Raw genomic sequence first — 23,016 nt, forward strand, 5'->3', positions numbered from 1 at the left:
CCATGACCCTGCCACTCGACCACATCGTCATCGCGGTCCAGGACCTGGAGCGCACCATTGCCGACTATCAGGCGTTGGGCTTCAACGTGCTGCGCGGCGGCGAGCATCCGGGCCGCTCCACGCACAACGCCCTGGTGGTGTTTGCCGACGGCGCCTACTTCGAACTCATCGCCTGGCGCGCGCCCGCGCCCGAGGAACGCTGGTGGCAGCAGCTGCAGCGCCATGGCGAGGGCATTGTCGATTTCGCGCTGCTGCCCACCGAGACCGGCGCCGTGGTCGCCGCAGCCCAGGCGCGCGGGCTGGACTACGAGGCTCCCTACGAAGGCGGCCGCCTGCGCCCCGACGGCGCGCAGCTGCGCTGGCGCAATGCACGCGCCCGCAGCCAGGACCTGCCCTTTCTCTGCGGCGACCTCACGCCGCGCACCCTGCGCGTGCCTGAGGGCGATGCGCGCGTGCATGCCAACGGCGCCACCGGCGTGGCCCGGCTGCACGTGGCCGTGCATGACCTGCGGGCCAGCCTGGCGCGCTGGCGCGCGCTGCTGGGCGAGGGCGCCGACATCGGCGAGGCCCGTCTGTCGGCCGATGGCGGCGCCTACCGCGCCTCGCTGAAGCTGGGGGGCACGGGGCCGGGCGCCACCGAGCTGGTGCTGTCTGCCCCAGCCCAGGGCGTGGCTACGGGCGCCCTGGGCCACCGGCTGGCCACGCGCGGCGAAGGCCCTTATGCGATCGGGCTGGACGTGCGGCGGACTGCGCCTGCACGGGCACTGGACGAGGCCGCCACGCATGGCGTGCGCATCGTGCTCGCCCAGGATACCCTGCCCCGGGAAACCGCTGCCGCCTAGGCGCAATGCGCGGGCGATAGAATGGCGCCCCGCTGACACCCATGCCCACTCCGGTGGGCGTTTTCGTTGCAGCCGCTGCAGCCTTCGCAGGCTGCCGTGGCGCGGCGCCGCTTGCCATGACGACTGCTTCCTCTCCTGCCACGCTGGGCATAGATTTCGGTACCTCCAACTCCGCCATGGCCTGGCGCGTGCCCGGCCAGCCCGCACGCCTGCTGCCGCTGGAAGGCGATGCCTGCGGCATGCCCACGGCGCTGTTCTTCCATACGGATGAGCACAGCACGCATTTCGGGCGCGACGCCATGGCCCAGTACCTGGATGGCGAGCCGGGCCGGCTCATGCGCTCGCTCAAGAGCCTGCTGGGCAGCGCGCTGCTGCAGGAAAAGACGGCCGTGCACGACCAGTTGGTCAGCTACCAGGATGTGATCGGACTGTTCCTTCGCCGCGTGGCCGACCGGGCGCGTGCCTCGCTGGACGGGCGCCTGCCCGAGCGCGTGGTGCTGGGCCGGCCCGTGCACTTCGTGGATGACCATCCCGAGCGCGACCGCCAGGCCCAGCAGGCCCTGGCCGACGCCGCGCGCGCCGCCGGCCTGGGCGAAGTGGATTTCCAGATGGAGCCCATCGCCGCCGCGCTGGACTACGAGCAGCGCCTCACGCAGGAATCCGTGGTGCTGGTGGTGGACATCGGCGGCGGTACCTCCGACTTCACCGTCGTGCGCCTGGGGCCCGAGCAGGCCGGCCGCAGCGACCGCCGCGACGACATCCTGGCCACCAGCGGCGTGCACATCGGCGGCACGGACTTCGACCACCGGCTCAACCTGGCCCAGCTCATGCCGCTGCTGGGCTACCGCCACACCGGCCCCAGCGGCCGCGAAGTGCCCAGCCGCGTGTTCTTCGACCTCTCGACCTGGCACCTGATCCAGTGGCTGTACTCGCCCAAGGCCCTGGCCGAGGCGCGCAACCTGCGCACCGACTACAGCGACCAGCGCCTGCACAAGCGCCTGATGGACGTGCTGGAACTGCGCGAAGGCCACCGCCTGGCCGCCGTCGTGGAGCAGGCCAAGATCGAGGCTTCCACGCGCCATGCCGAGTCGCCCATCGAGCTGGGCTGGCTGGAATCGGGCCTGTCCGCCGCCATCTCGCCCGAGGTGCTGCACGAGCAGCTGCAAGGCCCCCTGCAACAGGTCGTGGCCTGTGCCCAGGATTGCCTGCGCCTGGCCGGCGTGGCGCCCCAGGCGCTGGACGCCATCTACCTCACGGGCGGCTCGTCGGCCCTGCGCACGCTGCGCGATGCGCTGCGCGAGGCCTTCCCCGGCGTGCCGCAGGTCGAGGGCGACCTGTTCGGTGGCGTGGCCACCGGCCTGGCGTATGCATAAGTCCCCCTGAGCGGCTGCGCCGCTTCCCGTTGCACGGCGCCCCCTCTCGCTACGCGGGGGGCGTACGGGCAACCGGCGACACCCTCGCGGCGGGGCGGCGCGGCCGGCGTAGGCCCTTGCTCGGTGTCCCTGAGGGTGAAGGCCACTGTGGTGCTGCCGCCTTGGGCTTAATCCTCTATCGGGTCCTCCTCGGCGGCCTGCTTGATCGCCAGCGCGGCGTCATAGAGGCGGTTGCGCGGTGCGCCCGTGATCTCGGCGGCCAGGCGCACGGCCGTCTTGGTGGGCAGCTCGGCCAGCAGCAGGCGCAGCACGCGCAGGGCGTCGGCGTCGGCCTCATCGCCACCCAGGGCCACCGGGTGCAGCACCACGGCGAACTCGCCCTTGCTGCGCTGGGGCACGGCCTGCAGCCAGGCCGGCAGCGCGCTGGCGGGCATGGTGGCAATGTCCTCGAACTGCTTGGTGATCTCGCGCGCCAGCGTCACCGGGCGCTCGCCCAGCGTGGCCAGGGCGGCGGCCAGGTCGGCAATGCGGTGCGGCGCCTCCAGCAGCACGGTGCAGCGCGGCTGCAGCGCCAGTTGCTGCACGGCGGCCAGGCGCTCGGCCGACTTGGTGGGCAGAAAGCCCGCGAAGACGAAACCTCCCTCGCCCTGCGAAGGCGTGACCGCGCCGGCCACGCTGATGGCCGCCGTGATGCTGCTGGCGCCGGGCAGCGGAATGCAGCGCAGGCCTGCCGCCTGCACGGCCGCGCACAGGCGCGCGCCGGGGTCGCTGACGCCGGGTGTGCCGGCATCGCTGACATAGGCGATGCGCTGGCTCTGCTGCAGCCGCGCCACGATCTGCTGGGCCGCCTCGGCCTCGTTGTGCTGGTGCACGGCCAGCAGCTGGCTGCCGGGGCGGTCCAGTCCATAGGAGCGCAGCAGGCCCTGGGTGTGGCGCGTGTCCTCGCAGGCCACGCAGTCCACCAGCTGCAGCACATGCAGGGCGCGCAGGCTGATGTCGGCCAGGTTGCCTATGGGGGTGGCCACCACGTAGAGGGCGCCCTGCGGATAATGCTGGGATGCCGCAGCATCCTTGGCTGCGCCCAGCGCGGTGGCGAAAGAGGTAGTCAATGGGTTTCCTTGCGAAAAAGCCGGCAGGCGCGGGGCCGTCTGCCCTCACGACCCGGCACCGGGGCCAGCAGGCCGAGGATGCGGCGCTGGCCCATCTGCAGGCGGCCGGCCTGCGTCTGGTCGAGCGCAATTATCGGACGCCGGGGCGCGGCGGCGGCGAGATCGACCTCATAGTGCAGGCGCGCGACGGCACCGTGGTCTTCGTCGAGGTGCGCAGCCGTGGCACGCGCGCCTTCGGCGGTGCCGGCGCCAGCATAGGCGCCACCAAGCAGCGGCGCATCGTGTTTGCCGCGCGCCACTACCTGATGCGATGGGCCGCGCCGCCGCCGTGCCGCTTCGACGTGGTGCTGGTCGAGCCTGGCGCCGGGCCTGCCGTGCAGTGGCTGCAGGCCGCCTTTGACGCCGAAGGCGCCTGATCCGTTACCGCTGCAGCACAAATAACGCCTGGCTACGAAAGACTTCAGGGGCGGCAGTTATCATCGGGCCTCCATGCTTGAGCAACGTATCCAACAGCATTTCATCGACAGCGCCGACCTGAAATACCAGGCCGCCCAGGCGCTGAGCCAGCCCATTGCGTCAGCGGTACAGGCCATGCTGGCCTGCGTGACCAGCGGCGGCAAGGTCCTGGCCTGCGGCGCTGGCGCCTCGGCCAGCGACGCCCAGCTCTTCGCCGCCCTGTGCGTGGCCGGTTTCGAGCGCGACCGGCCCGAGCTGGCCGCCGTGGCCCTGGTGTCCGACGGTGGCCTGCTGGGCACCGTGGGCGCCACGGGCTCGGGTGGCAACGCCACCCAGTACCTGGCGCGCCAGATACGCGCCCTGGGCCAGCCCGGCGACCTGCTGCTGGTGCTGTCCGCCACGGGCAACGACGTGGCCGTGCTGGAGGCCCTGGATGCCGCCCATGAGCGCGACATGATGGCCGTGGTGCTGACCGGCCGCACGGGCGGCTCCCTGGCCGGCCGCGTGCGCGAGACCGATGTTCTGATCTGCGTGCCGCATGACCGTGCGGCGCGCGTGCGCGAAACCCATACGCTGGTGCTGCACTGCCTGTGCGACGGCGTGGATGCCCAGTTACTTGGTGAACAGGAGATGCCTCTATGAAGTTCCGTTGGTCCCGCGCCGCCTGCGGTGTGCTCGCCGTTGCGTCCCTGGGCGCCGCCCTGTCGGGCTGCGTCGCCCTGGTGGGCGGCAGCGCCGTGATGGCCGGCATGTCGGTGGCGGACCGCCGCACCACCGGCACCCAGGTGGAAGACCAGGGCATCGAGCTGCGCGCCAACAACCGCATCTCCGAAGTGCTGGGCGACAAGGCCCATGTCAACGTCACCAGCTACAACCGCCAGGTGCTGCTGACCGGCGAGGCCGGCAACGAGGCCGACCGCCAGACCATCGAGAAGCTCGTGCGCGAGCAGCCCACGGTGCGCAATGTCTTCAACGAAGTGGTGGTGGCGCCCTTCACTTCCACGCTGAGCCAGCGCTCCAAGGACACCCTGATCACCACCCAGGTCAAGGCCAGCCTGCTGGACGCCAAGGACATCCAGGCCTCGGCCTTCAAGGTCGTGACCGAGAACAAGGTCGTCTTCCTGATGGGCATCGTCACCCCGCGCGAAGCCAAGCGCGGCGCCGAAATCGCCCGCGGCATCAACGACGTGACCAAGGTCGTGCGCGTGGTGGAAGTCATCTCCGAGGACGAACTGGCCCGCATGCAGCCGCAGTCCGCCCCCGTGGTCACCGACGACTCCGGCAAGGCCGCCGCAGCCAGCGCTCCCACCAGCCTCTCGGAAAGCAGCCTGTCCACCCCCGCAGGCGCCACCGCCACCCCGGTGAAGTGATCACCGCCGCCTGAAAGCAAAAGCCGGAACATGTTCCGGCTTTTTGTTTTGGACATAGGAAGATCTCGTTCCTCAGGGCATAGCACTTGAATCTGGCAGGGCCTAAAGCCAGGGACACCAAGCAAGGGCCGCCCCGCAGCGATGGTGTCGTCCCCCTCCCTTGCGAAGCAAGTAGAGAGGGGGAAGCGGCGTAAGCCGCTCAGGGGGTGAGCCTCTTGATGAGGCTGGAGGTATCCCAGCGCCTGCCCCCCATCTGCTGCACATCGGCATAGAACTGGTCCACCAGGGCCGTGACGGGCAGGCGGGCGCCGTTGCGCTGGGCCTCGGCCAGCACCAGGCCCAGGTCCTTGCGCATCCAGTCCACGGCAAAGCCGAAGTCGAACTTGCCTTCGGCCATGGTGCGGCCGCGATTGTCCATCTGCCAGCTCTGGGCTGCGCCCTTGCCGATGACGTCGAGCACGGCGGGAATGTCCAGGCCCGCGTGCTGGCCGAAGGCGATGGCCTCGGACAGGCCCTGGACCAGGCCGGCGATGCAGATCTGGTTGACCATCTTGGTGAGCTGGCCGGCGCCGCTGTCGCCCATCAGCGTGCAGGCGCGCGAGAAGGCCATGGCCACGGGCTGCATGGTGGCGAAGGCGGCCTCGTCACCGCCGCACATCACGGTGAGCTGGCCGTTCTGGGCGCCTGCCTGGCCGCCCGAGACGGGTGCGTCGATGAACTGCAGGCCCAGCTCCAGCCCGGCCGCATGCAGCTCGCGCGCCACTTCGGCCGATGCCGTCGTGTGGTCGGCAAAGATGGCGCCGCGGCGCATGCCCGCGAAGGCCCCGTCCGGCCCCAGCACGACCGAGCGCAGGTCATCGTCATTGCCCACGCAGCTGAACACGATGTCGGCGCCGGCCACGGCCTCGCGCGGCGTGGCCGCATGGCCGCCGTTGAACTCCTCGCACCAGGCGCGGGCCTTGGCCTGCGTGCGGTTGTAGACCGTGACGCGGTGGCCTGCCGTGGCCAGGTGGCCGGCCATGGGATAGCCCATGACGCCCAGCCCCAGGAAGGCTACGGAGAGGGGAGCGATGGCCGCATAGCTGCGGGCGGCGATGGAGGAGTCGGACATGGGGGATTCCTGAGAGGTGGTGGGAGCGGGTGGCGCAGGGGCGCGCGGTGTGCGGCCCTGGAAGGAGCCGGTGTCCCGGCTCGGCGCGCTGAAGGCGCGTTCAGACGATGGCGAAATGCTCGGTGCCCGCCGCCAGGTCCAGCGACTTGGCGCGCTGGCTGCCCAGCTTGATCTGCAGCCGCAGGTCGTTGACCGAGTCCGCATTGCGCAGGGCATCCTCGTAGGTGATGAGGTTGGACTCGAACAGGTCGAACAGCGCCTGGTCGAAGGTCTGCATGCCCAGGTTGCGGCTTTTCTTCATGATCTCCTTGATCTCGGTGACTTCGCCCTTGAAGATCAGGTCGGAGATCAGCGGCGAGTTGAGCATCACCTCGATGGCGGCCACGCGCCCCTTGCTGTCCTGCTTGGGCAGCAGGCGCTGGGAGACCATGGCGCGCAGGTTCAGCGACAGGTCCATCAGCAGTTGCGGGCGGCGCTCTTCGGGGAAGAAGTTGACGATGCGGTCCAGCGCCTGGTTGGCGCTGTTGGCGTGCAGCGTGGCCAGGCACAGGTGGCCGGTTTCCGAGAAGGCGATGGCGTGCTCCATGGTCTCGCGGTCCCGGATTTCGCCCATGAGGATCACGTCCGGTGCCTGGCGCAGGGAGTTCTTGAGCGCTGCTTCCCAGCTGTCCGTGTCCAGGCCCACCTCGCGCTGCGTGACCACGCAGTTCTTGTGCGGGTGCACGAATTCGATGGGGTCCTCGATGGTCACGATGTGGCCGTAGGAATTCTCGTTGCGCCAGTCCACCATGGCGGCCAGCGTGGTGGACTTGCCCGAGCCCGTGGCGCCGACCAGGATGCACAGGCCGCGCTTGGTCATGGTCACTTCCTTGAGCACCTGGGGTACGCCCAGGCTGTCGATGGTGGGCAGGGCCAGCGGAATCGTCCGCATCACCATGCCCACGCGGCCCTGCTGGATGAAGGCGTTGACGCGAAAGCGCCCTATGCCCGGCGGCGAGATGGCGAAGTTGCACTCCTTGGTGCGCTCGAAATCGGCGATCTGCTTGTCGCTCATGACGGAGCGCGCCAGCGTCAGCGTGTGCACCGGCGACAGCGGCTGCGGCGACACCTTGGTGATGCGCCCGTCGATCTTGATCGCCGGCGGGAATTCCGCCGTGATGAACAAGTCGCTGCCGTTGCGGCTGACCATGAGCTTGAGCAGGTCGTTGATGAACTTGGTGGCCTGATCTCTTTCCATTGCCGTATTCCCCCGGGCATTGCGCGCCGTCGTGGCGCGCAGGTTGTTTTGTTATGTGCAGGTGGTCCGGTCCGGCCCGGATGGGCCAGGCGTCCTCATATTCGACTCATTCGCCGACTCATTCGCCATCTAAGTGTGCTGCTCCTCGCCCAGGCGCACGCTGATGGCACGCAGCCGGAACGAGAGCTTGCGCGCCAGCAGCGCCATCAGCTTGGCGGCCAGCGCGGCATCCTTGACCATCATTTCGTCCAGCGCCTCGGCGCTGAGCACGCCGATCTCGCAGTCGGTCAGCGTGGTGCAGCTGGAAAAGCGCGGCCCGCCGTCGAGCAGCGACATCTCGCCGAGGATGTCGCCGGGCCGTGTCTGCGCCAGGCGCATGCGCTCGCCCCAGGGCTGCTGGCGCTCCACGGCGATCTGGCCGGACAGCACCACCGCCATGAAGCTGCCGTTCTCTTCCTGGCGGATCACGTCGCGCTGCGGCGCCACGGCCGCGTAGATGAAGTATTCGCTCAGCCGGTGCAGGCTGGCGGCGTCAAGCTGGCCCAGGTAGCGGTCGCGCGACCACAGCTGCTCCAGCTGGGTGACGCTGCCGCGCGGCAGCCGCGTGGCGCCCACCTCGATGGCGCGCGCCTCCCAGGGAACGGGAGGCGTGTGCGGGTCCATGAAGCCATGCGCCGCCAGCGTGGTCGTGAAGAAGGCCGACTCGGAGGCCGGGGCCGAAGGGTCCTGGCCGCTTCGCAGCTTGCGGAAAATGCTTTTCATGGCGCGTGGCGAGAGGCTGGGCCGGTGGCGGTCAGCCCGGGAAGTTGTCCGGTATCTTGGCCTTGGCGCGCGCTTCGGCCGGGCTGATCAGGTTGCGCCGCACCAGATCGGTCAGGTTCTGGTCCAGCGTCTGCATGCCCACATTCTGACTCGTCTGGATGGTGGAGTACATCTGGGCCACCTTGGCCTCGCGGATCAGGTTGCGGATGGCGCTGGTGCCCAGCATGATCTCGTGGGCCGCGATGCGGCCCTGGCCGTCCTTGGTCTTGCACAGCGTCTGCGAGATCACGGCCTGCAGCGATTCGGAAAGCATGGCGCGCACCATCTCCTTTTCCTCGGCCGGGAAGACGTCGATGATGCGGTCGATGGTCTTGGCGGCGCTGGAGGTGTGCAGGGTGCCGAAGACCAGGTGGCCCGTCTCGGCCGCGGTCATGGCCAGGCGAATGGTTTCGAGGTCACGCATTTCGCCCACCAGGATGGCGTCCGGGTCCTCGCGCAGCGCCGAGCGCAGGGCGGCCGAGAACGACTGCGTCATCGGCCCGACCTCGCGCTGGTTGATCAGACACTTCTTGGAGTCGTGCACGAATTCGATGGGGTCCTCCACCGTCAGGATGTGGCCGTACTCGGTCTCGTTGAGGTGGTTGACCATGCCGGCCAGCGTGGTGGACTTGCCCGAGCCCGTGGGGCCGGTCACCAGCACCAGGCCGCGCGGCTTCAGGGCCAGGTCGGCGAAGATGCGCGGCGCGTTGAGCTGCTCCAGCGTCAGGATCTTGCTGGGAATGGTACGGAAGACGGCGGCCGCGCCCCGGTACTGGTTGAAGGCGTTGACACGAAAGCGCGCCAGGCCCTCGATCTCGAACGAGAAGTCCACCTCCAGGAACTCCTCGTAGGCCTTGCGCTGGGAGTCGCTCATGATGTCGTAGACCATGGCGTGGACAGTCTTGTGGTCCAGCGGATCGACATTGATGCGGCGCACATCGCCGTGCACGCGGATCATCGGCGGAAGCCCCGCGGACAGGTGCAGGTCGGAGGCCTTGTTCTTGACGCTGAAAGCCAGCAATTGGGTGATGTCCACGGAGTTCGCTCCCTCGTTTGGTACGCTGGCGGCAATTATGACGACGATTGAAAACAAGCTTCAACAGATTCACGAACGGATTGCCTCGGCCTGCGCGCAGGCGGGCCGGGCGGCCGGCTCGGTGCAGTTGCTGTCCGTCTCCAAGACCTTCGGCGCCGACGCCGTGCGCGAGGCCGTGCTGGCCGGCGAGCGCAGCTTTGGCGAGAACTACATCCAGGAAGGCGTGGACAAGATCGCCGCCGTGCGCGCCATGGGCCTGCCGGGCGGCGAGGCCCTGCAATGGCATTGCATAGGCCCCATCCAGAGCAACAAGACGCGCCTGGTGGCCGAGCATTTCGACTGGGCCCAGACCGTGGACCGCCTGAAGATCGCCGAACGCCTGTCGGCCCAGCGCCCCGAAGGCCTGGCGCCGCTGCAGGTCTGCATCCAGCTGAACGTGGATGGCGGCGAGACCAAGGCCGGCGTGGCGCCCCAGCAGGCGCTGGAGCTGGCCGCCGCCATCGTGCAGCTGCCGCGCCTGGTGCTGCGCGGCGTGATGAGCATTCCCGACGATGTGCCGGGCTTCGAGGCCCAGCGCGAGGTGCATGCCCGCGCCACGGCCGTGTTCACGCAGATCCGCGCCAGCGGCCTGCCGGGGCTGGAGCGCTTCGACACGGTGTCCATGGGGATGACGGGCGACCTGGAAGCGGCCGTGGCCGCCGGATCGACCATGGTGCGCGTGGGTAGCGGCATCTTCGGCCAGAGAAACTACGCCCCGCGCTGAGCGGGGCGTAGCTGGCGGGATACTCAGCCTCAGCGGCTGCCGGGCCGCTTCATCTGGCAGTCCGTGGGCAGCTCCACCTGCTCGGGCGTGTAGACGGCGTCGGTGCGAAAGCCGTAGTTCGTGCCTTCCCAGCCGGTCTTGACCAGCTTGCCATCCACGGGCGCGATGGTGTTGACCACCTGGGGCAGCAGCAGCTGGTGGTCCTTGCCGCGCATGCGCACGGGGCCTACCACGGTGTCCATCTGCAGGTCCTCCAGGGCCAGCGCGATCTTCACAGGTTCGGTGGACTGTGCCTTGGCCATGGCGGCGGCCAGCATGCGCGGCACCAGGTCCATGCGCGGGGCCAGGAAGTCCTTGCCCATGCGGGCCTTGTATTCCTGGGCGCGGGCGTCGGCCAGCGGGCGGCCGGCCTGGCCCGGGTGCCATTCGGCCACCCAGGTCAGCTGGCCGATGCGGGTCTGGGCGAAGGATGTCACCGTGCCCGGCATGCCGCCTGCGCTGTGGTTGAAGTAGCGTAGGTCATAGCCCGAGTCGGCCGCCGACTTGAGCAGCAGGGTCAGGTCCTGCCCCCAGTTGCCCGTGATCACCGAGTCCGCACCCGTTTCCTTGATCTTGGCCACGTAGGGCGCGAAGTCCTTGACGCGGCCTATGGGGTGCAGCATCTCGCCCGTGAACTGGATGTCGGGCCGGGCCGCGCTCACCATCTGGCGCCCGTAGGCCGCCCACTGCTTGCCGTGGGCGTAGTCCTGGTTGAGCAGGTAGACCTTGCGGATGCCCGGCTGGGTCTTGATGTAGCTGGCAATCGCCTGCATGCGCATGGCGGTGTTGGCATCGAACATGAAATGCCAGAAGCTGCAGGCCTTGCCCGTCAGCTCGGGGTCGATGGAGGAGTGGTTGAGCACCAGCACCTCCTTGCCCGGATTGCGCTGGTTGTGGCGCGAGGCCGCCTGCACCAGGGCTGCCACCACCGACGAGCCCGATCCCCCGGTCACCACCACGCGCGCTCCCTGGTCTAGGGCCGCCTGCAGCGCGGCCTGGCTTTCCTGGGCCGAGAGCTTGCTGTCGAACTGCAGCAGCTGCAGCTTCGCCCCGTTGAACAGACCGCCCTTGGCGTTCACGTCCTCGACCGCGTACTGCACGTGGTCGCGCATCAGCTCGCCCGTGCTGACGAAGGGGCCGGACAGCGGGTCGATGAAGGCGATCTTGAAGGTCTCGCCGCCCTGGGCGTGGGCGGCCGTGGCGCACAGCAGGGCGGCGGCGAGTGCCATGGATGGCTGGGAATATCGTCGGATGCAATGGCGGCGGATCGGCATGTCTTGTCTCCTCGAAGGAATGGTCGTCAGTCCTTGCCGGGCGGCTCGGCCCGGGGCCGGCTGCGCCGTGCAGGCGTCTTTTTCGCGGGGGATGCGGCAATGGCTTCGGGCGCGGTGGCTGGCGCCGTGCGCAGGCCCAGCACGCGGCTGGCCAGCTCGGTCAGCTCGGCCACCATCTCGGCCGTGCCCAGGCGGCCGCCGGGGCGGTACCAGTTGTAGAGAAAGCCCGGCAGGCTGCAGGCGGCCTGGGCGGTGATGCGTGTCTCGCGAAAGTCCAGGTGGCCGCTGGCGCGGCCTTCTTCGAGCAGCGCGCAGAACTGACGGTAGAACTGGCGCGCCAGCGTGCGCGAGGCCTTCATGTACGCCGGGCTGAACGCCTGGGGCTCGCGGTAGGGAAAAAAGGCCGCAGGGTAGTGGGCAATGGTGGCCGCGATCAGGCGCTGCAGGCCGTCCACGGCCTTCTCGTGCGCGGCGCGCGGATCGTCGGCTGCGAAGTCCAGCACCGTGAAGCAGGCCTCGGTGGGCGCCCAGCACAGGGTCTCGAAGATCTCCTGCTTGTTGCGGAAGTAGTAGTAGACGAAGGGTTTGGTCACGCCCAGGGCCTGGACGATCTGCTCCATCGTGGTGTTGGCGTAGCCGTTGCGGTCGAACAGGGCCTCGGCCGCCTTGAGGATGCGTTCGCGCTTTTCATCGGAGCCGGCCGTGGGAAGGCGCTGGCGGCCGCGCGGGGTGACAGGGGGCTTGGGCATGCGGGAAATCTCGTGTCGCGTCGGTGGCTGCGATGGTTATACCGATGGGTAGCAATGTTCTACCAGCGGGTATATATTGGCAAGCCGCTGGACCCCAAAACAAATCAAGGCTATCCCTTAGGACTGGTTCCGGGATGGCCAGACACCCAGGAGACAAGCATGGCGGATTCCGAGACCCTCATTCCCCTGCATGAGGCCCTGCGCCGCAATGCGCGCAACCACCCCGGCCGCGACGCCTACATCTGGTATGGCCGCCACATCAGCTGGGCCGAGGTGGATGCGGCCAGCGACGCCTTTGCCGCGCGGCTGCAGGCGCTGGGCGTGGGCCGGGGCGAGCCCGTGGCGCTGTTCATGAACAACTGCCCGCAGTACATCGTGGCGCACTACGGCATCCAGAAGGTCGGCGCCATCGTCTGCCCCTGCGGGCCGCTGAACAAGGAGCATGAGCTGCAGTACCAGCTCGATGACCTCCAGGCCCGCGTCATCGTCGCGGCCGATGTGCTGCTGCCCGTGGTGGACAAGGTGCGCGCCAGCACGGCGCTCAGGCATGTGCTGGCCGTGCGTTATGGCGACTGGCTTCCTGAATCGGCCACGCTGGCGCTGCCGCCCGAACTGCAGGCCCCCGTGCAGCCGCTGCCCGAGGGCGTGGAATCGTTCTGGGATGTCATGCACAGCGGCGCCAAGCCCGTGCCCGTCGATGTCGCCATGGACGATGTCTCGCTGATGACCTATACCTCGGGCACGACGGGCCTGCCCAAGGGCGCCATGCTCAGCTACGGCAACGCGGCCAGCAAGACGGCCGGCGCCTCCAGCGCCACGGGCGTGAACGCCGGCGACATGCTGCTGGCCGTGGCGCCGCTCTATCACATTGCCGGCATGTCCATGGGCGTGAACATGCCCGTGCACAGCGGCGCCACCTGCGTGCTGCTGCACCGCTTCGACCCGCTGGCCGTGGCCCAGGCGCTGGAGCGCTACCGCGTGACCTGGTGGTACAGCATCGCGCCCATGAACGTGGCCGTGATGCAGCTGCCGGGCGTGGAGGCCATGGACTTTTCCGCGCTGCGCCGCAACACGGTGACCAGCTTCGGCATTGCCTACACCGAGGAGCTGGCGCGGCAGTGGAGGCGCTTCACCCCGAACTGCATCTCCAGCGAGGCGGCCTACGGCCTCAGCGAGACCCACACCATGGACACCACCATGCCGGGCGATGCCATCCGCTGGGGCACGCACGGCAAGCCGCTGCCCGGCAACGAGGTGCGCATCATCGACCCCGAGACCGGCGAGCCCCTGCCGGCCGGCGAAGTGGGCGAGATCACCATCCGCGGCCCCGGCAACTTCAAGGGCTACTGGAACAAGCCCGAGGCCACGGCCAGGACCCTGAAGAACGGCTGGGTCCACACGGGCGACATGGGCCGCATGGACGCCGATGGCTACCTGACCTTCATCGGCCGCTTCAAGGAAATGATCAAGGTCTCGGGCTACAGCGTCTTCCCCGAGGAGGTGGAGGCCATCCTCATCAAGCATCCGGCCGTGGCCCAGGCCGCCGTGATCGGCGTGCCCGACCCGCAAAAGGGAGAGGTCGTGCGCGCCTTCATCGTCACGCGGCCGGGCCAGCAGATCGCGGCCGAGGACCTGGTGCAGTGGTCGCGCGAGAACATGGCCAGCTACAAGGCGCCGCGCGAGGTGCGTTTCATCGAGGCGCTGCCTGCCACCGGCGCAGGCAAGGTGCTGCGTCGCTTGCTGCGCGATCAATGAGAAAGACCGAAGTCCCATGTTCCAGAAGATCCTGATTGCCAACCGCGGCGAGATCGCGCTGCGCATCGTGCGCGCGCTGCGCGAGCTGGGTGTGCCGAGCCTGGTCGTCCATGCCGCAGACGATGCGCAGGCGCCCCATGTATCCGCTGCCGATGCAGCCGTGCCCCTGGACGCCAGCGGCCCCTCGGCCTACCTGGACGGCGCCCACCTGCTGCGCATTGCGCGCGAGCACGGCTGCGACGGCATCCATCCGGGCTACGGCTTTCTCAGCGAGAACGCCGGCTTTGCCCAGGCCTGTGCCGATGCGGGACTGCGCTTCATCGGTCCCGCGCCGGAGCACCTGGCGCTGCTGGGCGACAAGGCCCGCGCACGCGATCTGGCACGCCGCTGCGGCGTGCCGCTGATGCCGGGCAGCAGCGAGGCCGTCACGCTGGAACAGGCCCAGGCCTTCTTCGAGGCGCAGCAGGCCGGGGGCGCCAGCGGCATCATGGTCAAGGCCATCGGCGGCGGCGGCGGGCGCGGCATGCGCGCCGTGGCGCGTGCCGAGGACCTGCCCGCTGCCTACGAGCGCTGCCGCAGCGAGGCGCGCGCCGCCTTCGGCGTGGACGGTGTCTATGTGGAGCGTCTGATGACGGGCGCGCGCCATATCGAGGTACAGATCCTGGGCGACGGCGGCGCAGGCCCCATCGCGCTGGGCGAGCGCGAATGCACGCTGCAGCGGCGCTTCCAGAAGCTGGTCGAGATCGCGCCCAGCCCCAGCCTGGCGCAGCCGCTGCGCGAGCGCATCACGCGCGACGCGCTGCGCATGGCCGCCGAGATCGGCTACGAGAGCCTGGGCACCTTCGAATTCCTGGTCGATGCCGCCTCCGACTCCCTGCCCTATGTGTTCATTGAGGCCAACCCGCGCCTGCAGGTCGAGCACACCATCACCGAGGAAGTCTTCGGCATCGACCTGGTGCAGGCCCAGATCCGCATTGCGGCGGGCGATCACCTGGGCGAGCTGGGCCTGGATGCCAGGACACCCCCCGCGCCGCGCGGCTATGCCATGCAGTGGCGCATCAATGCCGAGACGCTGGATGCCGCAGGCCATTCGCGCCCCGGCAGCGGACGCATAGGCGCATTGCAGTGGCCGGCCGGCCCCGGCATCCGCATCGACACGCATGCGGTGGCGGGCGCCAGCCCCTCGCCGCACTACGACACGCTGCTGGCCAAGCTCATCGTGCACAGCAGCGGGCCGCGCTTCGAAGACGTGCTGCGCCGCGCACGCCGCGCGCTGGACGAATGCCGCATCGACGGGCTGGCCACCAACCTGCCGCTGCTGCAGGCGCTGGCCGGCCGGCCCGAGATGGCGTCGCAGGCCGTGCACACACGCTGGCTTGAAGAGGCCCTTCCAGAATTGGTGGCGGACGCCCAGGCGCTGGCCGAAGGCGCGCGCCGCACGGATGCGGCCGCCGAGGTTCCGGCGGCGGCCGAGGCTGCTGGCGCGCCCGTCCCCGAAGGCGCCATCACGGCCCCCATGCCCGCACGCATCGTGCAGTGGAGCGTGGCCGTGGGCGATGCCGTGGCCGCAGGCGCCGAACTGGGCGTGCTCGAAGCCATGAAGATGGAGCATGTGCTGCTGGCGCCGCAGGCCGGCGCCATCACGCAACTGCTGGCCCAGGCCGGTGCCTATGTGGCCCAGGACCAGCCCCTGCTGGTGCTGGCCGCCGCCGAAGGCGTGCGGGCCGACGCACGCGCGCAGCAGATCGCCCAGGACCCGGACCACATCCGCGCCGACCTGCGCCGCGTCATCGACCGCCATGCCTTCACGCTGGACACCGCCCGGCCCGAGGCCATGGCCAAACGCCATGCCCAGGGCGGCCGCAGCGCGCGCGAGAACATCGCCGATCTTTGCGATGAGGGCAGCTTCATCGAGTACGGCGCGCTGGCCATTGCCGCGCAGACGCGCCGACGCAGCATGGACGACCTGATCGCCAACACGCCGGCCGACGGCATGGTCACGGGCATGGGCTCCATCAACGGCGCGCAGTTCGGCCAGGAGCGCTCGCGCGCCGTCGTCATGGCCTATGACGCCACCGTGCTGGCCGGCACCCAGGGCGCGCGCAACCATGCCAAGACCGACCGCATGCTGGGCATTGCGCTGGCGCAGAAGCTGCCCGTGGTGCTGTTCGCCGAAGGCGGCGGCGGGCGGCCCGGCGATACCGACACGCCCGTGGTCGCCGGCCTGCATGTGCACACCTTCGCCGCCTATGCGGCGCTGTCGGGCCAGGTGCCGGTGATCGGCATTGCACACGGCCGCTGCTTTGCGGGCAATGCAGCCCTGCTGGGCTGCAGCGACGTCATCATCGCCACGCGCGCCAGCACCATCGGCATGGGCGGGCCAGCCATGATCGAGGGCGGCGGCCTGGGCGTGTTCCGCCCTGAAGAGATAGGACCCAGCGGCATCCAGCATGCCAATGGCGTGATCGACGTGCTGGTCGAGGACGAGGCCCAGGCCGTGGCCGCCGCGCGCCACTACCTGTCCTTCTTCCAGGGCCGCACCACGGAGTGGACCGCGCCCGACACGCGCGCCCTGCGCCATGTGGTGCCCGAGAACCGGCTGCGTGCCTATGACACGCGTGCGGCCATGGCGCATCTGGTGGACGAAGGCAGCCTGCTGCTGCTGCGCACGGGCTTTGGCGCAGGCATCCACACGGCGCTGGCGCGCATCGAAGGCCGGCCCGTGGGGCTGATGGCCAACAACCCCTCCCACCTGGGCGGCGCCATCGACGCCGATGCGGCCGACAAGGCCGCGCGCTTCATGCAGCTGTGCAACGCCCATGGCCTGCCCATCGTGAGCCTGGTGGACACGCCCGGCTTCATGGTCGGCCCCGAGATCGAGAAGACGGCCCAGGTGCGCCATGTCAGCCGCCTGTTCGTCACGGCGGCCAAGCTGCGCGTGCCGTATTTCAGCGTGGTGCTGCGCAAGGGCTACGGCCTGGGGGCCATGGGCATGACGGCGGGCAGCTTCCATGCGCCGGTGTTCAACGTGGCCTGGCCCACGGGCGAGTTCGGCGCCATGGGTCTGGAAGGCGCCGTGCGCCTGGGCTTTCGCAAGGAACTGCAGGCCCTGCCCGAGGGCGCCGAACGCAACGCCCTGTTCGACCGGCTGCTGGCCCAGCAGTACGCCCACGGCGAGGCCATGCACATGGCCGGCACGCTGGAGATCGACGCCGTCATCGACCCCGCCGACACGCGCGCCTGGCTGTCGCGCGGCCTGGCGGGGGCGCGCGTGGCACCCGCCCAGGCGGGCCTCGTGGACACCTGGTAGGCCCTGAAAACGCTGCAGGCGGCGTGCTAAGCTGATCCTCTTTTCGACGAACACGATGGCGGGCCCGCTCAAGCGGGCCCCGCTGCCTTTGGAGACCTTCCCATGCCCGGACTTCTGCCCGATATCGATCCCGACGGCCTGCTCGAATTCTCGGTGGTCTACACCGACCGCGCGCTCAACCACATGTCCAAGCGCTTCGCGGGCGTGATGCAGGACATCCTCACCACGCTGCAGGAGGTCTACCACGCCCACACGGCCGTGCTGGTGCCGGGCAGCGGCACCTTCGGCATGGAGGCCGTGGCGCGCCAGTTCGCCAACCGCGAAAAGGTGCTCATCGTGCGCAACGGCTGGTTCAGCTACCGCTGGACCCAGATCTTCGAGGAAGGCGGCCTGGGTGGTGGCGCCGTGGTCTGCAAGGCCCGCCGCCAGGGCCCGGGCAGCCAGGACCCCTGGGCGCCTTGCGCGGCCGAGGACGTGGCCGCCGCCATCCGCACCGAGAAGCCCAAGGTCGTGTTCGCGCCCCATGTGGAGACGGCCAGCGGCATCATCCTCAGCGACAGCTACCTGCGCGCCGTGGCCGATGCCGCGCACGAGGTGGGTGCGCTCTTCGTGCTGGACTGCGTGGCCTCGGGCGCCATGTGGGTGGACATGGAAAAGACCGGCGTGGACGTGCTGATCAGCGCGCCGCAAAAGGGCTGGAGCAGCTCGCCGTGCTGCGCCATGGTCATGCTCTCGCAGCGTGCGCGCGAAGCCATCGAGCACACGCAAAGCTCCAGCTTCTCCTGCGACCTCAAGAAGTGGATGCAGATCGCCGAGGGCTACGAAAAAGGCCAGCACGCCTACCACACCACCATGCCCACCGACGCCCTGGTCCGCCTGCGCGACGTGATGCTGGAGACGCGCGCCTACGGCTTCGCCAAGGTGCGCGACGAGCAGATCGCCCTGGGCGCCAAGGTGCGCGCACTGCTGGAGTCGCGCGGCTTTCCCAGCGTGGCGGCCGAGGGCTGGAAGGCCCCTGGCGTGGTCGTCAGCTACACCACCGACCCCGGCATCCAGAGCGGTAAGAAGTTCATGGAAGCCGGCCTGCAGACCGCCTCGGGCGTGCCCCTGCAGTGCGACGAAGGCCCGGACTTCAAGACCTTCCGCATCGGCCTGTTCGGCCTGGAAAAATGGCATAACGTGGACCGCACCGTCGGCCACATCGCCAAAGCGCTGGACGACATCGGTGTAAATGGCACCCCCTGAGCGGCTGCGCCGCTTCCCCCAGGGGACGACGCCTTCGCTGCGAGGCGGCTCTTGCTCGGCGTCTCGCCTTCAGGCAGTGTCAGCGCTTGAGGCCGCACGGCATGGCATTGCTGTTGAATGCATTTTTTGATTTGAAAGAGCCCTCATGAACAAGACCCTCACCACCCTGGCCGCCTCCTGCGGCCTGATGCTCGCCGCACTGACCGGCGTGGCGGCCCATGCGGCCGAACCCGTCACCACGGCCAGCGGCCTGGTCTATGAAAGCCTCAAGGAAGGCACAGGCGCCAGCCCCAAGGCCAGCGACACGGTGCGCGTGCACTACCGCGGCTACTTCCCCGACACGGGCAAGGACTTCGACAGCTCCATCACGCGCGGCCAGCCCATCGAGTTCCCCCTGACCGGCGTGATTCCCTGCTGGACCGAAGGCGTGCAGAAGATGAAGGTCGGCGGCAAGGCCAAGCTGACCTGCCCGCCCTCCATCGCCTACGGCAGCCGTGGCGCGGGCAGCGTGATCCCGCCCAACGCCACGCTGAACTTCGAGGTGGAACTGCTGGGCATCAAGTGATGGCCGGCCCGCTGGCCGGGCCATCCCCCGCCTGATGCGAAGCCGGCCTGCGGGCCGGCTTTTTCACGGTCGCTGAAAGGAAGACGTCGTGGACCCACGCAAACCGCTGGACGCGCGCGCCGCCGCGCTGATGCTCATGCTGTGCCTGATCTGGAGCCTGCAGCAGATCCTGCTCAAGGCCACGGCCGATGCCATCGCGCCCACGCTGCAGATCGCGCTGCGCTCGGGCGTGGGCGCCGTGCTGGTGTGGCTGTTCATGCGCTGGCGCGGCATGCGCGTGCAGTGGGGCGACGGCAGCTGGCGCCCGGGCCTGGCCGTGGGCACGCTGTTTGCGCTGGAATTCCTGCTGGTGGGCGAGAGCATCAACCACACCTCGGCCGCCCATGTGGTGGTCTTCCTGTATTCCGCCCCCGTGTTCGCGGCGCTGGGCCTGCATTGGAAGCTGCCCTCGGAGCGCCTGGCGCCGCTGCAATGGCTGGGCATCGCACTGGCCTTTGCCGGCATAGCGCTGGCCTTCCTGGGCGGCGGCAAGCCTTCGAAGGCAGCCGGCGCCGCCATGCTGCTGGGCGACCTGCTGGCCCTGGCCGCCGGCGTGGCCTGGGGCGCCACCACGGTGGCCATCCGCACCACGCGGCTGGCATCGCTGCCCGCCGCGCAGACCCTGCTCTACCAGCTGGCCACCGGCTTTGCGCTGCTGCTGCCCGCCGCCTTCCTGCTGGGCCAGACCCGCTTCGAGCCCACGCCCCTGGCCTGGGCGGGCCTGGCCTTCCAGTCCGTGCTGGTCTGCTTCGTGAGCTTCCTGGTCTGGTTCTGGCTGCTCACGCAATACCTGGCCTCGCGCCTGGGCGTGTTCTCGTTCATGACGCCCATCTTCGGCGTGGTCTTCGGTGCCTGGCTGCTCAGCGAGCCCATCGAGCCCAACTTCCTGGCCGGGGCACTGATGGTGCTGGCGGGGGTGCTGCTGGTGAGCGGGTATGGGTGGCTGATGTCGCTCAGGCGGTGAGGCCAGGGATCAGGCCGGCCGGGGTAGCGGATCCGTGCCCTCGTTGAGCACGGAAAGATAGCGCTGATAGCTGAAGACACGGCCTCGCTTGCGGCCGGTCACTTCCTCGATGATGCCCAGGCGCTGCAAGTCGGCGAGCGCCGTGTTGACGGTGGGCGAGGACAGTCCCGTCTGCCGGACCAGCTGGTTGGACGTCAGGAAGGGGTTGAGCTGGAACAGGTCGTGGATGCGCAGCGTGGAGCTGGCGCGCTCGCCTTCGGTCGCGATGCGTTCGCGGTCCTGCCTGAACAGGTCGACGATATGCGTGGCGGCCTCGAAGGCCTGGTTCGCGGTCTGTGCCACGCCGGTGAGAAAGAAATCGAGCCAGGCTTCCCAATTGCCGTTCTCGCGCACTTCCTGCAGCAGCCGGTAGTACTCGGCCCGGTGCGTCTTGAGAAATAGGCTGAGGTAGAGCAGCGGCTTGTTCAGCACGCCGTTGATGCAGAGGTACAGCGTGACCAGCAGGCGGCCGATGCGGCCATTGCCATCGAGGAACGGATGCAGTGTCTCGAATTGCACGTGCAGCAGGCCGGCCTTGATGAGGGCGGGCAGGCGAGAGGCATCTTCGTGCATGAAGCGTTCAAATGCGTCGAGGCAGGGGCCAAGCTCGTTGACAGGCGGCGGCACAAACAAGGCATTGCCTGGACGCGTGCCGCCAATCCAGTTCTGCGAGCGCCGGAACTCGCCGGGGCTCTTGGTGCCGCCGCGTCCGCTTTGCAGCAGCCGGCCATGCATCTCGCGGATCAGGCGCAGTGACAGCGGCAGGTCCCGCAGGCGCTCCAGTCCGTACATCATCGCGTCCACATAGTTCGAAACTTCGCGGATGTCGTCGATGGGCTGGCCCGCCTGGGCCTCGGCTTCGAAGCGCAGCAGGTCCGACAGCGTCGATTGCGTGCCCTCGATCTGCGAAGAAAGCACGGCCTCCTTGCGCACGTACATGTAGAGGAACAGCTCCTGGCGGGGCAGCAGCATGGTGATGCCATCGAGCCGTCCCAGCGCACGCTCGGCAAGGCTGAGCTTTTCCAGGAGGACGAGCACATCGATGGCCGGCTCCGGCGGCAGCGGTGGCGGCACGAAGGCGCGCACCTTTTCGCCTGCTGCGGATGTCTCGATGAAGCGGCCAAGCCGCTGGCTGGTAGGGGAATCGGGCATGGGGCTGACTATGGCTTTGGACGCTTATTTAAGCAAATGCGGTTTTTCTTAAATAACGAGAGCGCCAAGTTAAGCAGACTTAAATAAGCCTTCGTCTCAAGGCGGCGGGCCGGCCGCATGACCCCTCATGCCAGTCCCAGCCGCCGCGCCAGCCGCTGCAGGTTGGCGCGGTCCATCTGCAGCTCGCGTGCTGCGGCGGCCCAGCTGCCGTGGTGGCGCTGCAGGCTGGCCTCGATCAGCTGGCGCTCGTAGCTCTCCACGGCTTCGCGCAGGCCTTGGGGGCTGGCGCCGGGCGATGCGACCTGTGGGACGGGCAGGGTCGGGGTGGCCGTCGCCGGGGGCTGCGCGTCATCCCAGAGATCGGCCTGCCCCAGCGTGACCATGCGTGCCCGGCCACCGGCCGGAGTGCCGGAGGGCGCACGGCTGAGCGCCCGCAGCACGCCGCGGCTGATGAGGTGCTCCAGTTCCCGGACATTGCCGGGCCAGTCCTGGGCGAGCAAGGCCGATTGCGCAGCGGGGTGCAGGCGCAGTCCGCCCAGGCCCAGGCGGGAACGGTTTTCCTCGAGGAAGAAGCCGGCCAGCATCAGCACGTCGCTGTCGCGCTCGCGCAGCGCGGGCACGCGCAGCGGGTAGACGCTCAGGCGGTGGAAGAAATCGGCGCGCATGCGGCCGGCCGCCACCTCGGCGGCCAGGTCGCGGTTGGTGGCGGCGATCACGCGCACGTCCACATGGTGCTCGCGGTCCGAACCCAGGCGCTGCAGCTGGCCGCTTTGCAGCACGCGCAGCAGCTTGGCCTGCACGGGCAGGGACAGCTCGCCCACTTCGTCCAGGAACAGCGTGCCCTGGTCGGCCTGCTCGAACTTGCCGCTGCGCTCGGACAGCGCGCCCGTGAAGGCGCCGCGCACATGGCCGAACAGCTCGCTTTCGACCAGGTTGTCGGGCAGGGCCGCGCAGTTGATGCTGACCAGCGCCCGGCCCGCGCGCGCCGACTGGGCATGCACGGCCTGGGCCACCAGTTCCTTGCCCGTGCCGGTCTCGCCCGTGATCAGCACGTTGAGGTCGCTGGCCGCGACCAGGGCGATGTCCTTTTGCAGCGCGCGCATGGCCGGGCTCTGGCCGATCAGCGGACGCGATGAATCGCCCCCCGGGGCGGCGCCGGGTGCGGGCAGGGCGCGCGCACTGCGCGCCAACCGGCGCAGCCGCTCGGCCGTGGTCACGGTGGCCGCCGCCAGGTTGCTGAAGGCCTGCAGCGCCGCCAGCGCGGCCGGGTCGGCAAAGCGCCCCGTGTCCAGCGCGTCCAGCGTGAGAAGGCCCCAGGGCAGGCCGCCCGTCTGCAGCACGCAGCCCATGCAGTCGTGCACCTCCAGCGGCCCGTGGCCCTGGGCCACCAGGCCGTCATAGGGATCGGGCAGCGGGCTGTCTGGCGCAAAGCGCATGGCCTGGCCCGCGGCCAGCAGCTGGGCGAAGCGCGGGTGCTCGGCAATGCGAAAGCGCCGGCCCAGCGCATCGGGCACCAGGCCATCGATGGCCACGGGCCGCAGCCACTCGCCTTCCAGGCGCAGCAGGGCGGCGGCATCGGCCGGCAGCACGGCGCGCAGGGCTGCCAGCAGGCGGCGAAAGCGCTCGCGCTCAGGCAGGTCCTGGGCCAGGTCGGCCACCAGGGGGGTGAGGGCGTGCAGGGCGGTGGATGTGGTCATAAAGACTGCGATGGCTGTCAAAAGGACTCGATTTGACGAGAGTCATATTGACGCATGAAACGCCAAGCCCTTGTTCTTCAAGGGTCGCGG

General features: G+C 69.2%; 20 protein-coding genes. 11 read left to right on the forward strand and 9 right to left on the reverse strand.

The window, feature by feature from the left end; translation table 11 throughout:
- Positions 1 to 2: 2 nt before the first annotated feature.
- Both ACF8NF_RS06360 and ACF8NF_RS06365 read left to right on the forward strand, forming a co-directional pair.
- A complete protein-coding gene (locus tag ACF8NF_RS06360; RefSeq protein WP_392450271.1) occupies positions 3 to 842 on the forward strand; it encodes a VOC family protein in 840 nt (279 codons plus the stop codon).
- A 116-nt stretch (positions 843 to 958) separates the two neighbouring features.
- Positions 959 to 2,215 (forward strand): Hsp70 family protein, encoded by a 1,257-nt coding sequence (locus tag ACF8NF_RS06365; RefSeq protein ID WP_392450272.1) that lies wholly within the window; start codon positions 959 to 961, stop codon positions 2,213 to 2,215.
- 167 nt (positions 2,216 to 2,382) lie between these two features.
- Here ACF8NF_RS06365 and rsmI read toward each other — a convergent pair whose 3' ends face one another.
- A complete protein-coding gene (rsmI, locus tag ACF8NF_RS06370) occupies positions 2,383 to 3,324 on the reverse strand; it encodes a 16S rRNA (cytidine(1402)-2'-O)-methyltransferase (protein ID WP_392450273.1) in 942 nt (313 codons plus the stop codon).
- Here rsmI and ACF8NF_RS06375 point away from each other — a divergent pair.
- The 3 genes from ACF8NF_RS06375 to ACF8NF_RS06385 all read left to right on the forward strand — a co-directional run bounded on the left by ACF8NF_RS06375 (position 3,324) and on the right by ACF8NF_RS06385 (position 5,150).
- The gene (locus ACF8NF_RS06375; RefSeq protein ID WP_016450729.1) at positions 3,324 to 3,740 is read left to right on the forward strand and encodes a YraN family protein; all 417 of its coding nucleotides are present in this window, start codon (positions 3,324 to 3,326) and stop codon (positions 3,738 to 3,740) included. The genes rsmI and ACF8NF_RS06375 overlap by 1 nt on opposite strands.
- A 73-nt stretch (positions 3,741 to 3,813) precedes the next feature.
- Positions 3,814 to 4,422, forward strand: coding sequence for an SIS domain-containing protein (locus ACF8NF_RS06380; RefSeq protein WP_016451992.1), 609 nt, complete (start codon positions 3,814 to 3,816; stop codon positions 4,420 to 4,422).
- Entirely contained in the window at positions 4,419 to 5,150 is a 732-nt protein-coding gene (locus ACF8NF_RS06385; protein ID WP_016451991.1) for a BON domain-containing protein, read from the forward strand. The genes ACF8NF_RS06380 and ACF8NF_RS06385 overlap by 4 nt, the downstream gene beginning before the upstream one ends.
- A 199-nt stretch (positions 5,151 to 5,349) precedes the next feature.
- Here ACF8NF_RS06385 and ACF8NF_RS06390 read toward each other — a convergent pair whose 3' ends face one another.
- The 4 genes from ACF8NF_RS06390 to ACF8NF_RS06405 form a co-directional block, all read right to left on the reverse strand.
- The gene (locus ACF8NF_RS06390; protein ID WP_016450726.1) at positions 5,350 to 6,261 is read right to left on the reverse strand and encodes an NAD(P)-dependent oxidoreductase; all 912 of its coding nucleotides are present in this window, start codon (positions 6,259 to 6,261) and stop codon (positions 5,350 to 5,352) included.
- A 100-nt stretch (positions 6,262 to 6,361) separates the two neighbouring features.
- Positions 6,362 to 7,498 (reverse strand): PilT/PilU family type 4a pilus ATPase, encoded by a 1,137-nt coding sequence (locus ACF8NF_RS06395; protein WP_016450725.1) that lies wholly within the window; start codon positions 7,496 to 7,498, stop codon positions 6,362 to 6,364.
- A 129-nt stretch (positions 7,499 to 7,627) separates the two neighbouring features.
- Positions 7,628 to 8,260, reverse strand: coding sequence for a cyclic nucleotide-binding domain-containing protein (locus ACF8NF_RS06400; protein ID WP_016450724.1), 633 nt, complete (start codon positions 8,258 to 8,260; stop codon positions 7,628 to 7,630).
- Positions 8,261 to 8,291: 31 nt separating this feature from the next.
- Positions 8,292 to 9,335: a type IV pilus twitching motility protein PilT gene (locus tag ACF8NF_RS06405; protein ID WP_016450723.1), complete on the reverse strand. Its 1,044-nt coding sequence runs from the start codon at positions 9,333 to 9,335 to the stop codon at positions 8,292 to 8,294.
- A 37-nt stretch (positions 9,336 to 9,372) separates the two neighbouring features.
- On the opposite strand from ACF8NF_RS06405, the gene ACF8NF_RS06410 reads away from it, so the two are divergent.
- On the forward strand, positions 9,373 to 10,098 hold the full coding sequence (locus tag ACF8NF_RS06410) for a YggS family pyridoxal phosphate-dependent enzyme (RefSeq protein ID WP_392450274.1): 726 nt from the start codon (positions 9,373 to 9,375) through the stop codon (positions 10,096 to 10,098).
- A gap of 29 nt (positions 10,099 to 10,127) precedes the next feature.
- Here ACF8NF_RS06410 and ACF8NF_RS06415 read toward each other — a convergent pair whose 3' ends face one another.
- Together ACF8NF_RS06415 and ACF8NF_RS06420 are read right to left on the reverse strand one after the other, a co-directional pair.
- Positions 10,128 to 11,411 (reverse strand): branched-chain amino acid ABC transporter substrate-binding protein, encoded by a 1,284-nt coding sequence (locus tag ACF8NF_RS06415; RefSeq protein ID WP_016446679.1) that lies wholly within the window; start codon positions 11,409 to 11,411, stop codon positions 10,128 to 10,130.
- A 26-nt stretch (positions 11,412 to 11,437) separates the two neighbouring features.
- A complete protein-coding gene (locus ACF8NF_RS06420) occupies positions 11,438 to 12,160 on the reverse strand; it encodes a TetR/AcrR family transcriptional regulator (RefSeq protein ID WP_016446678.1) in 723 nt (240 codons plus the stop codon).
- 159 nt (positions 12,161 to 12,319) lie between these two features.
- Here ACF8NF_RS06420 and ACF8NF_RS06425 point away from each other — a divergent pair, with 159 nt between their 5' ends.
- The 5 genes from ACF8NF_RS06425 (at position 12,320) to ACF8NF_RS06445 (ending at position 20,038) form a co-directional block, all read left to right on the forward strand.
- Positions 12,320 to 13,915, forward strand: coding sequence for an AMP-binding protein (locus ACF8NF_RS06425; RefSeq protein ID WP_016446677.1), 1,596 nt, complete (start codon positions 12,320 to 12,322; stop codon positions 13,913 to 13,915).
- Positions 13,916 to 13,931: 16 nt separating this feature from the next.
- Positions 13,932 to 17,225: a carboxyl transferase domain-containing protein gene (locus tag ACF8NF_RS06430; RefSeq protein ID WP_392450275.1), complete on the forward strand. Its 3,294-nt coding sequence runs from the start codon at positions 13,932 to 13,934 to the stop codon at positions 17,223 to 17,225.
- A 102-nt stretch (positions 17,226 to 17,327) separates the two neighbouring features.
- Positions 17,328 to 18,470, forward strand: coding sequence for an alanine--glyoxylate aminotransferase family protein (locus tag ACF8NF_RS06435; RefSeq protein WP_016451985.1), 1,143 nt, complete (start codon positions 17,328 to 17,330; stop codon positions 18,468 to 18,470).
- Between the two features lie 145 nt (positions 18,471 to 18,615).
- Positions 18,616 to 19,035: an FKBP-type peptidyl-prolyl cis-trans isomerase gene (locus tag ACF8NF_RS06440; protein WP_016446675.1), complete on the forward strand. Its 420-nt coding sequence runs from the start codon at positions 18,616 to 18,618 to the stop codon at positions 19,033 to 19,035.
- A gap of 88 nt (positions 19,036 to 19,123) precedes the next feature.
- Positions 19,124 to 20,038 carry a DMT family transporter gene (locus ACF8NF_RS06445; protein ID WP_392450276.1) on the forward strand — a complete coding sequence of 305 codons (915 nt, stop codon included), beginning with the start codon at positions 19,124 to 19,126 and terminating at the stop codon, positions 20,036 to 20,038.
- Between the two features lie 9 nt (positions 20,039 to 20,047).
- On the opposite strand, the gene ACF8NF_RS06450 is transcribed toward ACF8NF_RS06445, so the two are convergent.
- Positions 20,048 to 21,229, reverse strand: coding sequence for a Fic family protein (locus ACF8NF_RS06450; protein ID WP_016446673.1), 1,182 nt, complete (start codon positions 21,227 to 21,229; stop codon positions 20,048 to 20,050).
- 125 nt (positions 21,230 to 21,354) lie between these two features.
- The gene (gene norR, locus ACF8NF_RS06455) at positions 21,355 to 22,926 is read right to left on the reverse strand and encodes a nitric oxide reductase transcriptional regulator NorR (RefSeq protein ID WP_392450278.1); all 1,572 of its coding nucleotides are present in this window, start codon (positions 22,924 to 22,926) and stop codon (positions 21,355 to 21,357) included.
- Between the last annotated feature and the right edge of the window lie 90 nt (positions 22,927 to 23,016).

It is taken from the genome of Delftia sp. WSY_22 (genome assembly GCF_043104185.1).
Lineage (GTDB): Bacteria > Pseudomonadota > Gammaproteobacteria > Burkholderiales > Burkholderiaceae_C > Comamonas > Comamonas tsuruhatensis.

What these genes read in the sequence shown, in the direction of transcription:
- ACF8NF_RS06380 (WP_016451992.1), top strand. Translation starts at nt 3,814, where the DNA reads ATGCTTGAGCAACGTATCCAACAGCATTTCATCGACAGCGCCGACCTG.
- norR (WP_392450278.1), bottom strand. Translation starts at nt 22,926, where the DNA reads ATGACCACATCCACCGCCCTGCACGCCCTCACCCCCCTGGTGGCCGAC.
- ACF8NF_RS06385 (WP_016451991.1), top strand. Translation starts at nt 4,419, where the DNA reads ATGAAGTTCCGTTGGTCCCGCGCCGCCTGCGGTGTGCTCGCCGTTGCG.
- ACF8NF_RS06365 (WP_392450272.1), top strand. Translation starts at nt 959, where the DNA reads ATGACGACTGCTTCCTCTCCTGCCACGCTGGGCATAGATTTCGGTACC.
- ACF8NF_RS06450 (WP_016446673.1), bottom strand. Translation starts at nt 21,229, where the DNA reads ATGCCCGATTCCCCTACCAGCCAGCGGCTTGGCCGCTTCATCGAGACA.
- ACF8NF_RS06435 (WP_016451985.1), top strand. Translation starts at nt 17,328, where the DNA reads ATGCCCGGACTTCTGCCCGATATCGATCCCGACGGCCTGCTCGAATTC.
- ACF8NF_RS06400 (WP_016450724.1), bottom strand. Translation starts at nt 8,260, where the DNA reads ATGAAAAGCATTTTCCGCAAGCTGCGAAGCGGCCAGGACCCTTCGGCC.
- ACF8NF_RS06420 (WP_016446678.1), bottom strand. Translation starts at nt 12,160, where the DNA reads ATGCCCAAGCCCCCTGTCACCCCGCGCGGCCGCCAGCGCCTTCCCACG.
- ACF8NF_RS06410 (WP_392450274.1), top strand. Translation starts at nt 9,373, where the DNA reads ATGACGACGATTGAAAACAAGCTTCAACAGATTCACGAACGGATTGCC.
- ACF8NF_RS06360 (WP_392450271.1), top strand. Translation starts at nt 3, where the DNA reads ATGACCCTGCCACTCGACCACATCGTCATCGCGGTCCAGGACCTGGAG.
- ACF8NF_RS06430 (WP_392450275.1), top strand. Translation starts at nt 13,932, where the DNA reads ATGTTCCAGAAGATCCTGATTGCCAACCGCGGCGAGATCGCGCTGCGC.
- ACF8NF_RS06375 (WP_016450729.1), top strand. Translation starts at nt 3,324, where the DNA reads ATGGGTTTCCTTGCGAAAAAGCCGGCAGGCGCGGGGCCGTCTGCCCTC.
- ACF8NF_RS06425 (WP_016446677.1), top strand. Translation starts at nt 12,320, where the DNA reads ATGGCGGATTCCGAGACCCTCATTCCCCTGCATGAGGCCCTGCGCCGC.
- ACF8NF_RS06440 (WP_016446675.1), top strand. Translation starts at nt 18,616, where the DNA reads ATGAACAAGACCCTCACCACCCTGGCCGCCTCCTGCGGCCTGATGCTC.
- ACF8NF_RS06415 (WP_016446679.1), bottom strand. Translation starts at nt 11,411, where the DNA reads ATGCCGATCCGCCGCCATTGCATCCGACGATATTCCCAGCCATCCATG.
- ACF8NF_RS06390 (WP_016450726.1), bottom strand. Translation starts at nt 6,261, where the DNA reads ATGTCCGACTCCTCCATCGCCGCCCGCAGCTATGCGGCCATCGCTCCC.
- ACF8NF_RS06395 (WP_016450725.1), bottom strand. Translation starts at nt 7,498, where the DNA reads ATGGAAAGAGATCAGGCCACCAAGTTCATCAACGACCTGCTCAAGCTC.